This is a genomic window from Pandoraea horticolens, from assembly GCF_902459555.1.
Classification (GTDB): Bacteria; Pseudomonadota; Gammaproteobacteria; order Burkholderiales; family Burkholderiaceae; genus Pandoraea; species Pandoraea horticolens.
In genome coordinates this window covers 1-12,219 of the sequence record NZ_CABPSM010000011.1, presented here as the reverse complement: position 1 = coordinate 12,219, position 12,219 = coordinate 1, and the positions used below count along the sequence as shown (strand labels likewise).

Annotated in this window: 8 protein-coding genes; 4 read left to right on the top strand and 4 right to left on the bottom strand. The window is 64.1% G+C overall.

The features are described from left to right. Nucleotides 1–5 precede the first annotated feature (5 nt). Nucleotides 6–602, bottom strand: a complete 597-nt coding sequence (locus PHO31112_RS17575; protein ID WP_150621662.1) for a TetR/AcrR family transcriptional regulator — start codon at nt 600–602, stop codon at nt 6–8. A gap of 205 nt (nt 603–807) precedes the next feature. Between PHO31112_RS17575 and PHO31112_RS17570 the strand changes: the two genes are divergently transcribed. Continuing rightward, nucleotides 808–1,527, top strand: coding sequence for an SDR family oxidoreductase (locus PHO31112_RS17570; RefSeq protein ID WP_150621661.1), 720 nt, complete (start codon nt 808–810; stop codon nt 1,525–1,527). An 86-nt stretch (nt 1,528–1,613) separates the two neighbouring features. On the opposite strand, the gene PHO31112_RS17565 is transcribed toward PHO31112_RS17570, so the two are convergent. The 3 genes from PHO31112_RS17565 to PHO31112_RS17555 form a co-directional block, all read right to left on the bottom strand. Next, nucleotides 1,614–2,522, bottom strand: coding sequence for a recombination-associated protein RdgC (locus PHO31112_RS17565; protein WP_150621660.1), 909 nt, complete (start codon nt 2,520–2,522; stop codon nt 1,614–1,616). Between the two features lie 78 nt (nt 2,523–2,600). Continuing rightward, a complete protein-coding gene (locus PHO31112_RS17560; protein WP_150621659.1) occupies nt 2,601–3,068 on the bottom strand; it encodes a cyanophycin metabolism-associated DUF1854 family protein in 468 nt (155 codons plus the stop codon). An 18-nt stretch (nt 3,069–3,086) separates the two neighbouring features. Beyond that, nucleotides 3,087–5,525 carry a cyanophycin metabolism-associated ABC transporter gene (locus PHO31112_RS17555; protein ID WP_246178332.1) on the bottom strand — a complete coding sequence of 813 codons (2,439 nt, stop codon included), beginning with the start codon at nt 5,523–5,525 and terminating at the stop codon, nt 3,087–3,089. A 296-nt stretch (nt 5,526–5,821) separates the two neighbouring features. Between PHO31112_RS17555 and cphA (PHO31112_RS17550) the strand changes: the two genes are divergently transcribed. From cphA (PHO31112_RS17550) to PHO31112_RS17540, 3 genes are all read left to right on the top strand, one after another. Then, entirely contained in the window at nt 5,822–8,455 is a 2,634-nt protein-coding gene (gene cphA, locus PHO31112_RS17550) for a cyanophycin synthetase (protein WP_150621658.1), read from the top strand. A 152-nt stretch (nt 8,456–8,607) separates the two neighbouring features. Next, nucleotides 8,608–11,187 carry a cyanophycin synthetase gene (gene cphA, locus PHO31112_RS17545; protein WP_150621657.1) on the top strand — a complete coding sequence of 860 codons (2,580 nt, stop codon included), beginning with the start codon at nt 8,608–8,610 and terminating at the stop codon, nt 11,185–11,187. A gap of 74 nt (nt 11,188–11,261) precedes the next feature. Then, nucleotides 11,262–11,996, top strand: coding sequence for a PA3715 family protein (locus tag PHO31112_RS17540; protein ID WP_150621656.1), 735 nt, complete (start codon nt 11,262–11,264; stop codon nt 11,994–11,996). Nucleotides 11,997–12,219: the final 223 nt, after the last annotated feature.

Here is a 12,219-nt window from a genome sequence, read left to right as displayed (position 1 = left end):
CACGTTCAGTCGCTGGCAGGATTCCCGCTGAGCGCCTGGCGCCCGGCGGCCAACAGCGCGTCCGCCAGCGCAGGGTCCGCGCTCACGACCGCGCGCGAAAGCACGAGCGTGCCGACCATCTGCGCGAAGCGCGCCATCGCGAACTGCGCCGCTTGCGCCGGACTCACCCCCTGCTCGACACCCGCCGCCGTCATTCGGGCAATCATGTCCGACAGCCCTTTCGCGTAGCACGCCTGCGCCTCGTCGCCGATGCGCGGGGCGTCTCCCGCAAATCCCGCCATCGGACAGCCGCACGCAACGTCATCCCGATGGGCCGTCGACAGATACCGCTCGGCGCGCTCTCCGAGTGAAAGCGCCACCTCCGATGCCGCATCGCCGCCCGCCAGCGCCCCTTCGCTGGCCGCCACTGCGCGCGCCATCACGGCCGCGACAAGTGCGTCCTTCGACTTGAAGTGGTTGTAGAAGCCGCCTTGCGTGAAGCCAGCCGCCTTCATGAGCGCCGTCAGCCCCACGGCGTCGACGCCATGCGCGCGAAACAACCGCTCGGCCGCCGCAACGATCGCCTCGCGGTTTTCTGCGGCCTGCTCTCTGGAAATACCCATTTGCTACTCCCGATGTCCGCCTGCGCAATCGCGGCTACCACCGTCATCGAAAAAGACAATGTCGATCACCATTGACACAACAGCACCCAGCTTGTCACAATCCATCAACTCATGACGATTGCGATCACAATTGTCGTGCAGTATAGCCCAAACCGCACGCTGGTTCCATAAGTGGCGCGGCCTCATCCCTTGCTGGAGTTCTGAAATGAAGATCAAAGATGCCGTCGTATTCGTCACGGGCGCCAACCGTGGCCTGGGACTGGAGTTTGCGAAACAGGCGCTCGACCGTGGCGCGAAGAAGGTGTACGCAGGGTCCCGCGATCCGTCCAAGGTGACGCTGCCGGGCGTTATCCCGGTCAAGCTGGACGTCAACAATCCGGAAGACGTGGCGGCCGCAGCCTTGCTGGCCGGCGACGTCACGCTGCTCATCAACAACGCAGGCATTGCCCGTGTCACGCAGGGTTTGACTCACACGGGCTCGGCCGAGACACTGCGCGAGACGCTGGAGACGAACCTGTTCGGCGTGCTGGCCATGTCGCAGGCGTTTGCCGGCACGCTGGGACGCAATGGCGGCGGCGCCCTGCTCAATGTGCTGTCGATTGTGAGTTGGATCAGTTCGAGCGTGCTTCCCGAATACTCGATCACCAAGTCGGCCGCGTGGTCGCTGACCAATGGTCTGCGTCAGGCGTTGCGCGAACAGCAAACGCAGGTGGTGGGCCTGCACGCGGGCTACATCGACACCGACCTCACGCGAGACTTCGATGCGCAGAAGAGCGCTCCGTCCGATGTGGTACGTCAGGCCTTTGAGGCCATCGAAGCCGGCGAAGAGGAAGTGTCCGTCGACGAAGGCACACGTCAGGTCAGGCAGGCACTCTCGCACGGCATCTATCTACTGGACCCAGCCGCAGCGCGCGCGCAGTCGTGAGGTAACGACGCACCAAACGCAAAAACGCCGCAACACCCTTGAGGTATCGCGGCGTTTGCCTTGTAGCGACTTACAAACGCGTCGCGTCAGGCGGCCTTATCCATCTGACGCTCACCGCCCACGGCTTCGATCAGATCGTCGAGCATGCGAGCGAGTTCGCCGGTCATCAGGGCGACGTCGGCGTCGAACTTCTCGGCCTCGCCTTCGGCCGTCGGATCGGCCGCGTCCTTGATGATGTCGAGCGGCGTCACGCGCTTGATCACGAACGCGTCGGTCAGCACGAACGAGATGCGGTCGTTCCACGTCATCGCGAGCTTGGTGCAGCGCTTGCCCGCTTCAATGTGCTGGCGCACATCCGCCCCGTCGAGCGGGTGGCGCACGTAACGCACGGCGGCCTTCTCGTCGGTGTTCGAGCGCAGTTCCACGTCCTGATCGACGGTAAAACCGCCCGGCGCGTCGTTCCCGGCAAGCCACGACGTCATCACCGACACCGGGGCTTCGTTGAGTTCCACGTTCTCGAGCGTGATGTCGAGCGTCTTGAGGAGCAGGCTGCGCACTTCATCGGCCTTGGCGGGCGACGCCGCATCGATCACCAGCCAGCGATTGACCGGATCGATCCACACCCGCGTGTCGCGGCGAATGCCGAACGCCCGCGGCAGCAACTCGTCGGTCACCTGCTCCTTGAGTTCCTTCATCTGCTTGCGGCCCGGCTTGAAGCCTTGCTGCTCTTCGAGTTCGACAGCCTTGGCGCGCGTGACCTGATTGACGACGGTCGACGGCAGCAGCTTCTTCTCGGCACGATAGGCCAGCAGGAACTGACGATTGATGCTGTGCACGAGTTCGCCGCCCTCACGCGGCGGCGCCCAGCCCTGCACTTGCATTTCAAGGCTGCCGCCCTCGCGGAAGGCGTGCTTCTCGAGCGCCTCTTCCATTTGCGCGACGCTCATGGACCAACCGGCAGGAATTCTGTGCAACTGGAGATTCTTGAACCACATCGGGCATCACCGCAAAAAGCAAAAGAGCGATTTTACCAGTGCTACGAGGTCCGGCGAAGTTCCGTCGCACGAATCGTGTCAGAGAAAGCGGTCGAGAATCTTCCGGCTCGGCTTGTCGAGCTTGGCGGCGTCGCGAATCAGGAACTGAATACCGTGACTATCGGAGATGAGCAACGTCTGACCACCGAGACGCCGGATGTCTTCTTCACCGCGCAAGACGAACGACACTTCGCCCCGGTTCGTCTCGACGGTCCAGGTACTCGGCGTGGCATACGTCGATACGCCCACGATGCGCTGCACCTCGGGCATGAATTCGCGTGCGGCAAGTTCTTCGCGCACCAGCGTGCGCATGGCGGCAGGCAGCACGTCGAGCGAATCGAGCCAAACCAGCTCGCGCCCTTCCATGCTCACGAGTGCGAGGCCATCGTCGGGCGCGGCAATCGGAAACGCCCGCACGGGCACCACGCCTTCGTGGGCGATGCCGCCGGCATCTGTGAGCACCAGACGGCCAAAGGCGTTGCGCGACAAAGTGAAATCGATCTGCATGAGTGTCTTCGCAAACGTTCAGTTGACGGATAGCGGCTGGGCCGGCGCGGCGCTCACCGCAGCGACCGTGGCGGCGGCTTCGGCCGACTCGGCAACCGCATCGATATCCGTATCGACATTGCGCTGTTGCGCCTGATAAAGCTTGTAGTACGCGCCTTCGCGAGCGATCAGTTCGTCGTGGTTCCCCACCTCGACGATCTTGCCGCGATCGAGCACCACAAGCCGGTCGGCCTTGCGCAGCGTCGACAACCGGTGCGCGATGGCAATCGTCGTGCGGCCCTTGACGAGGTTATCGAGCGCCTTCTGAATTTCCTTCTCGGTGGCGGTATCGACCGAGGACGTTGCCTCGTCGAGAATCAGGATGCGCGGGTCGATCAGCAACGCACGCGCAATGGAGATGCGTTGACGCTCACCGCCCGAGAGCGCCTGTCCGCGCTCGCCAACCAACGAATCGTAACCGTGCGGCAGACGCAGAATGAACTCGTGGGCGTGCGCCGCGCGGGCAGCCGCCACGATCTCGGCGCGCGTTGCCTCCGGCTTGCCGTACGCGATATTGTCGGCAATCGTGCCGAAGAACAGGAACGGCTCCTGCAGCACCAGACCCACGTTGCGACGGAAGTCGGAGACCGGCAGCGCGCGAATATCCACGCCATCGATCTGGATCGAACCTTCGGCCACGTCGTAGAAGCGGCAGATCAAGTTAACGAGCGTGCTCTTGCCCGACCCGCTGTGACCGACCAGACCGATCATCTCGCCCGGCGCGATGCGCAGATCCATGCCGCGAATCACCGAACGGTTGCCATAACGGAAACCGATGTCGCGCAGGTCGATGGCGCCCTTCACTTCCTTCAGATGCACCGGGTTGACCGGCTCCGGTACGTTCGAGACGTGATCGAGCACGTCGAAGATGCGCTTGGCGCCTGCGGCGGCTTTCTGCGTGACCGACACGATGCGACTCATCGAATCGAGACGGGTATAGAAGCGGCTGATGTAGGTCAGGAACGCGGCAAGCACACCGACCGTGATCTCATGCTTGGAGATCTGCCAGATGCCGAATATCCAGACCACCAGCAGGCCGACTTCGGTCAGGAACGTCACAGTCGGCGAGAACAACGACCACACCTTGTTCACGCGGTCGTTGACCACGAGGTTATGCCGGTTGGCTTCCTTGAAGCGCGCGACCTCGCGGTTCTCCTGCGCAAACGCCTTCACCACGCGAATGCCCGGAATCGTGTCGGCGAGCACATTGGTAATTTCCGCCCAGATCCGGTCGACCTTCTCGAAGCCATGACGCAGGCGATCGCGCACCAGGTGAATCAGCCAGGCAATGAACGGCAGCGGCACCAGCGTGACCACGGCCAGCCACGGGTTGATCGACACGAGAATGACCGCCGTCATGATAATCATCAGCACGTCGGTGGCGAAGTCGAGCAAGTGCAGCGACAGGAACACGCAGATGCGGTCGCTCTCCGAACCGATGCGCGCCATCAGGTCGCCCGTGCGCTTGCCGCCGAAGTACTCGAGCGACAGCCGCAGCAGGTGCGAGTAAGTGGCCGTGCGCAGATCGGCGCCGATACGCTCCGACACCTTCGCCAGCAGATACGTACGCGCCCAGCCCAGCGTCCAGGCTACGAGCCCCGCCCCCAACAGACCCGACAGATACATTCCCACCAGGTGGTAATCGATGGGTTGGCCGTTCTGGAACGGAATCAGCACGTTGTCCATGAGCGGCATCGTCAGATACGGCGGGATCAACGTCGCGCCCGTGGCGCACAGCGTGAGCAGGAAACCGGCAAGCAACTGAAAACGATACGGACGGGCGAAACGCCACAAACGCAGCAATGCCCATGTCGACGATGGGGTTTCCGCCTCCGGGTTGCATTGCGGGCACTCGTCGGTGCCGGGCGGCAGTTCGGCCTGACAGATCGGGCATGTGCCCGCCACGTCCCGCTCATGACTGACGGTGTGCCCCGCCACGAGCGCCTCGCGCTGGCGCGCGACGGCATCCATCAGCATGAGCGCCGCCGGGTTGCGGCCAAGGGTATAGCGCCAGCAGGCAAGCTTCTCGCGGGCATCGCACAACTCCAGCGAGCCAACGCCCGCGTGATCGGAGTGCGTCAGCGACAGGTCGGCGCGATACGGCCACGACTGCCAGTCGGTGTCACTGCCTTGCGCGTCACGACGCGCCTCGCGCGCCAGCAGCCGGCGCTCGGTGGCGACCACCACGCCACGGGCGAAGTGCAGTTGAGCGTCGAGATCGACCGTCAGCCAGGCCAGTACGGTCTCGCCGTCGGCCAGTTGTGCGGCAACATCCGCATACCAGGGTTCGGCAGCGGCATTTCGAGCGGAAACGGATAACGCAGAAGCAGCGCCGCCGGAGGCGCCGGAAGGGCTGCTCTCGGACGATGTTGTCGGGGTGGCGGCAGAAGATGCCGCAGAAGCGGAGGTGTCGGTCATTGCTGCGGCAGACGTGTCCTCAAGGGGCGGACATCGAGGCAAACGAAGAAAAACGAGGCGGACTTTCCCTGTCAGTCCGCGAAATTGCCGCAAGTATAACCACAGCGATGCCTTTTGCGGCGCGGAGTTCCCCGATGACACGGTGCAGCATGGAAATATTGTTGCGACGGTCAACCGTTTACGGATTTTTACGTTAAGTAACCAGTTAACTGTAAGAGCGCGACCGGCTGTGCCGCCTGAAATCGGCCTCGCCGGCTTCTCCGAACCCAGCCCTGACGCGTGAATTAGCCTTAAGAATGAAAAAGAAAGACATTGAGATTTTCGATGTCCTGTCGCTGCGCGGCCCGAATATGTGGACATATCGGCCGGTGCTCGAGGCATGGGTCGATATCGGCGAACTCGAGGAGTTCCCGTCCAACAAGATCCCGGGGTTCCCAGAGCGGCTGTCCGAGTGGCTGCCCTCCCTCATCGAGCACCGCTGCAGTATCGGCGAGCGCGGCGGCTTCCTCCAGCGCCTGCGTGAAGGTACGTGGCCCGGCCACATTCTCGAGCACGTCACGCTCGAGCTGCAAAACCTCGCCGGCATGCCCGGCGGTTTCGGCAAGGCACGAGAAACCCCGATCACCGGTGTCTATAAGGTGATCGTGCGCGCCTGGCACGAAGACGTGACCCGCGCGGCCCTGTTTGCCGCCCGCGACCTGGTCATGGCCGCCATCGAAAACCGCCCCTACGACGTGGGAGCCGCTGTCGAAAACTTGCGTGGCCTGGTCGACAAACATTGTCTCGGCCCGAGCACGGCATGCATCGTCGACGCCGCCGACGACCGCGACATCCCTCATATCCGCCTGTCCGACGGCAATCTGGTGCAACTGGGTTACGGCGCCGCCGCCCGTCGCATCTGGACTGCCGAGACCGACCGCACCCCTGCCATCGCCGAGAGCATCTCGCGCGACAAGGATCTGACCAAGCAACTACTCGAGTCGTGCGGCGTGCCCGTACCGGAGGGCCGTCTGGTCGAGAGCGCCGAAGATGCATGGGACGCCGCGCAAGACATCGGCCTGCCGGTCGTCGTCAAGCCATATGACGGCAACCATGGTCGCGGCGTGTTCATCAATCTCACCACACGAGACGAAGTCACCACGGCATTCGAAGTGGCGCTCGAAGAAGGCAACGGCGTGATCGTCGAGCGCTTCGTGTCGGGACTCGAGCACCGCCTGCTGGTGGTGGGTGGGCGTGTCGTGGCCGCCGCCATGGGCGAAACGGCCTCGGTGGTTGGCGACGGCAAGCACACCGTCTTGGAACTCATCGAACTACAGATCAACAGCGATCCGCGTCGCGGCAGCGCCGAAGATCAGCCGCTGAACCGCGTGCGCATCGATTCGTCGGCGCGTCTCGAACTCAAGCGTCAAGGTTTCGACGCCGATGCCGTGCCGCCCGAAGGCAAGAACGTTCTGATCCAGCGCAACGGCAACGTCGCCTTCGACGTGACCGACCGCGTGCACCCGAGCGTGGCCGCGCATGCGTCGCTGGCCGCGCGCATCGTGGGTCTGGACATCGCCGGTGTCGATCTGGTCGCCGAAGACATTTCCCGTCCGCTGGCGGAACAACGTGGCGCCATCGTCGAAGTCAACGCCGGTCCTGGCCTGCTCATGCACCTGAAGCCGGCCGATGGCACGCCGCGTCCGGTCGGTCGCGCCATCGTCGACCATCTGTTCCCCGATGGCGACACTGGGCGTATTCCGATTGTCGGCATCACCGGCACCAACGGCAAGACTGTCACGGCGCGTCTGCTCACGCATCTGTTGCAACTGGCGGGCGAACACACCGGCCTGGCTTGCAGCGACGGCCTGTTCCTCGACAAGCGTCTGGTACAAAACGGCGACCGCGCGAATTGGGACGCCGCGCACCGCGTGCTGATGAATGCCAGCGTAACGGCGGCCGTCTTCGAGAACGACAACACCGCCATCCTCTCCGAAGGCCTTGCCTACGACCGCTGCCAGGTCGGCATCGTGACGAACATCGACCGCCCGGACCATCTGGGCCAGTATTTCGTCGAAGACGTCGACCGTATGTTCAGCGTGATGCGCACACAAATCGACGTGGTCCTGTCCGATGGCGTGGCCGTGCTCAATGCCCGCGATCCGCTCGTCGTCGAAATGGCCGAACTGTGCGATGGCGACGTGATCTTCTTCGGTCTGGACGAACACCTGCCGGCCATCGTGGCGCATCGCGCCGCAGGCAAGCGCGTGGTCTTCGTACGCAACGGCCAGGTCGTGCTGGCCACCGGCTCGGAAGAAAGCAGCGTCGGCGCCACCGCCAACATGCCGCTGACCTACGCTGGCCGCGTCGACTTCCAGATCGAGAATGTGCTCGCCGCCGTGGCTGCCGCCTGGTCGATGGGGGTCGCCCTCGACGTGCTGCGCACCGGTGTGACCACCTTCGACGTCGGTCAGGTCGACGCGCCGGGCCGCTTCACGCTGTTCGAAAAGCAAGGCGCGACGGTCATCGTCGACGACGCGCACAACGCCCCCGCCCTGACGGCCCTTGCGGCAGCCTTGGCCAAGCTGCCTGCCGAGCGTCGCATCGCGGTGTACGGCCCGGGCGTCGACCGTATGGACGAAGACTTGCAGGCCGAAGGCAAGCTGCTGGCGCAAACGTTCGACCGTGTGGTGCTGTGCGACGACCTGAGCGTCGGGCGCAAACGCCCGCTGGCCGAGTCGCGTGCGCAACTGCGCGCGGGCATCGACGCGGCCGGCCGCAAAGTGCAGGTCACGGATGCCGCCGGGCGTCGTGCTGCCGCCGAAGCGGCACTGGCTCAACTCGTGAGCGGCGATCTGCTGGTGTTACAGGCCGATGAAGGCGGTGCCACCGCCATGCTCGACCTCGTGCATCAGTGGATGGGCCAGCCGATGCGCGCGCTGGCTGCCTGAGTCGAGTCGGCCGCGAGTGGCGGCGTGCAGAGATCTCTGCCGCCGCCCACCCTATATATAGATAGCGCCGAATACCCAAGCCACAGTCGTTTTTCTCGCCAACCATCCGCTATATATAGGGACGCGAAGTGGACAGACAGGGATTGCAATTTATGGAAGTCTCCCGTATCCGCGCATTGCGTGGGCCGAACCTCTGGAGCCGTCACACGGCCATCGAGGCCATCGTGACGTGCACCGATCTGGAATATTCGATCGGCAATCTGGCCGGTTTCGAGGCCCGTCTGCGCGCACGCTTTCCCGCGCTGCATGCGCTCACGCCCGATGCCGAAGAGCGTCCGGCATCGCTGGCCGACGCCCTCGCCACCACCGCGCTGCAACTGCAAGCGGCGGCCGGCTGCCCGGTGACGTTCAGCCAAACGACGCAGACCATCGAGCCGGGCACGTTCCAGGTCGTGGTGCAGTACAGCGAAGAGCCGGTCGGCCGCCTTGCCTTCGAGTTGGCGCAACAACTGATCAACGCCGCCCTTGAAGACGGTCCGTTCGATCTTGCCGACGCCCTCTATCGTCTTCGCGATCTGGATGAAGACGTGCGTCTGGGCCCGTCGACCGGTTCGATCGTGTACGCCGCCGTCGCGCGCGGCATTCCGTACCGCCGTCTGACCGAAGGCTCGATGGTGCAATTCGGCTGGGGCAGCAAACAGCGCCGCATTCAGGCTGCCGAGACCGACCGCACGTCGGCCGTGGCCGAGTCGATTGCGCAGGACAAGGACCTGACCAAGACCCTGCTGCACGCCGCCGGTGTGCCGGTGCCGCTGGGCGGTACGGTGCGCAATGTCGAAGATGCATGGAAGCTGGTGCAGGAAATCGACGCACCGGTCGTGGTCAAGCCGCGTGATGGCAATCAGGGCAAGGGCGTGGCCGTGCGTCTGCGCACGCGCGAAGAAATCGAGAAGGCCTTCGAGGTCGCGCAGGACATCAGCCGCGACGTCATCATCGAGCGCTACATTCCGGGCCACGACTTCCGTCTGCTCGTGATCGGCAACAAGCTGGTGGCGGCGGCGCGTCGCGATCCGCCGCAAGTCACTGGCGACGGCGTGCACACCGTTCGCCAACTGGTCGAGACGGTGAACGCCGACCCGCGCCGTGGTGAGGGCCATGCCACGTCGCTTACCAAGATTCGTTTCGACGACATCGCGCTCGCCACGCTCGCCAAGCAAGGATTGAGCGCCGACTCCGTGCCGGAAGCCGGTGCGCGTGTCGTGTTGCGCAACAACGCCAATCTGTCGACCGGCGGCTCGGCCACCGATGTGACCGACGACGTTCATCCGGAAATTGCAGCCCGCGCCGTCGCGGCCGCCCAGCAAGTGGGGCTGGACATTGCCGGTGTCGACGCGGTGTGCGAGACCGTCATCAAGCCGTTCGAAGATCAGGCCGGTGGCATTGTGGAAGTCAACGCCGCGCCGGGCCTGCGCATGCACCTTCAACCGTCGTACGGCAAGGGCCGTGCGGTCGGCGAAGCCATCGTCTCGACGATGTTCGAAGACGGCGACGACGGGCGCATCCCGGTCGTGGCGGTCTCCGGCACGAACGGCAAGACGACCACGGTTCGTCTGATTGCCCACCTCATCGCCCAGCAGGGGCTGCGCGTGGGCATGACCGGCACCGACGGCATCTATATCAGCGGCCAGCGTATCGACACGGGCGACTGTAGCGGCCCGCGCAGCGCGCGCAACGTGCTGATGCACCCGGACGTAGATGCGGCGGTGTTCGAAACCGCGCGCGGCGGCTTGCTGCGCGAGGGTCTGGCTTATGACCGTTGCGATGTTGCCGTGGTAACGAACATCGGCATGGGCGACCACCTCGGCCTGTCGTACATCAACACGGTGGAAGATCTTGCCGTGCTCAAGAGCGTGATCGTGCGCAACGTGGCGCCGCGCGGCATGGCGGTGCTCAACGCCGCCGATCCGATGGTCGCGCGCATGGCCGACGCCTGCCCGGGCGACGTCACGTTCTTCGCGCGGGACGCCTCGCACCCGGTGCTCGCCACACATCGCGCAACGGGCAAACGTGTGGTCTATGTCGACGGCGGCAACATCGTGACGGCGCGCGGCAGCGAAGAGACGCGCTACGCACTGGCCGCGATTCCGCTCACGCGCGGGGGCGCCATCGGCTTTCAGGTCGAGAACGCGATGGCTGCCATCGGTGCAGCCTGGGCACTAAATATCGATCCGGTAACGATCCGCGCCGGGCTGGCCACGTTCGTGAACGACGCAGGCACCGCGCCGGGCCGCTTCAACGTGTTCGACTACAAGGGCGCCACCGTAATTGCCGACTACGGTCACAATCCGGACGCCATTGCCGCGCTCACACAGGCAGTGGAAACGATGCCTGCACGTCGCCGTTCCGTGGTGATTTCAGGGGCGGGAGACCGTCGTGACGACGACATTCGCCGTCAGACGCAGATCCTCGGTGACGCGTTCGACGACGTGCTGCTGTATCAGGACCAATGTCAGCGCGGCCGCGAAGACGGCGAAGTGCTGCGACTGCTGCGCGAAGGTCTGGTCGGTGCGCGGCGTGCGAGCCATGTCGATGAGATTCACGGCGAGTTCGTGGCCATCGACACCGCACTCGCACGTCTGCAACCGGGCGACTTGTGCCTGATCCTCATCGATCAGGTAGACGAAGCCCTCGCGCATATCTCACAACGCGTGGCGCAGGCCAGCACTCGCTGACCGCCTGAAACGGCAGCAGGGACACGCCGTCGCGGCATCGCGCGGGTGTCGATTCGAATGTGGAGAATGACTCGATGAAAGTTCTCGCCGTGTGCGCCGTCCTCTGCCTGCCGCTGCTGGCGCAAGCGGATTGCCGCGGTCGCCTTGATGGGTGGACGAAGACCTTGCACCCAGGCCGCACGCTCGACGCCGACCTCGCCAGTTGCAAGGTCTGGCCCGCGAACCCGGCACTCACGTTAGCGGCATTGCCCCTGCCACAGAAAGGCGGCACCGACGACGACCAGATGTATGACGTGGATGTGCTGGTGACCGACAGCCAGACAGGAAAAATCGTCGCCCATCGCTTCGAGACATCCGCGCTGGTTTCCGACGCTGTCAGATTGCGCAGCATTTCGCTCGACACGGCCCCCTGGCGGCTGGCAGCGCAAGTGCTGGCGTTTGGCGTGCGGGCCAACTTCGAAGGCTCGTCGCGCGTCAATCCGTTCTCACAATCGGCGTTGAGCCTGTATGTAATCGACGGCGCGACGCTGCGCAAGGTCGTCGACAATCTGGCGACGCAGACGGGAGGCGGCGAATGGGATGGGAATTGTGCGGGCAGCTTTTCCGACACCTCGCGTGCGATCTCTGTCGGCCCGGCCGGCAAAGAGGGCTATGCAAAACTCGTCGTCAGCGAGAAAACCGTGACGACAACGAACAAGCCAACGCGTAATGACTGTGCAAGCAAGGAAAGCACGTCGAGGCGGCCCAACGTCACCATGGAATACGACGGCGAACGGTATCCGGTGCCGAAAGCCCTCAGCGGGAGTTGAGTCGTCATCCTAACGACATCTGCGGGCCGGTCGCTATTCAACGGCGTGAGGCAAGCCCGGGGGCGTCGCAGAAAACGGAAAAAAACGTAATGTAATGGACTCCACCCACCCCAGACGCTTCGGCATACTCGGTCGAGTCGGGTGAACAGCGGCGTCAAACCCGCCTGAGACGGAGAATCCATCATGAATTGCGTAGCTACCGTGATTGGCCTGGATATTTCGA

Excerpts from the sequence above, each read along its gene's own strand:
- PHO31112_RS17565 (WP_150621660.1), bottom strand. The coding sequence starts at position 2,522 with ATGTGGTTCAAGAATCTCCAGTTGCACAGAATTCCTGCCGGTTGGTCC.
- PHO31112_RS17560 (WP_150621659.1), bottom strand. The coding sequence starts at position 3,068 with ATGCAGATCGATTTCACTTTGTCGCGCAACGCCTTTGGCCGTCTGGTG.
- cphA (WP_150621658.1), top strand. The coding sequence starts at position 5,822 with ATGAAAAAGAAAGACATTGAGATTTTCGATGTCCTGTCGCTGCGCGGC.
- PHO31112_RS17570 (WP_150621661.1), top strand. The coding sequence starts at position 808 with ATGAAGATCAAAGATGCCGTCGTATTCGTCACGGGCGCCAACCGTGGC.
- PHO31112_RS17555 (WP_246178332.1), bottom strand. The coding sequence starts at position 5,525 with ATGACCGACACCTCCGCTTCTGCGGCATCTTCTGCCGCCACCCCGACA.
- PHO31112_RS17540 (WP_150621656.1), top strand. The coding sequence starts at position 11,262 with ATGAAAGTTCTCGCCGTGTGCGCCGTCCTCTGCCTGCCGCTGCTGGCG.
- cphA (WP_150621657.1), top strand. The coding sequence starts at position 8,608 with ATGGAAGTCTCCCGTATCCGCGCATTGCGTGGGCCGAACCTCTGGAGC.
- PHO31112_RS17575 (WP_150621662.1), bottom strand. The coding sequence starts at position 602 with ATGGGTATTTCCAGAGAGCAGGCCGCAGAAAACCGCGAGGCGATCGTT.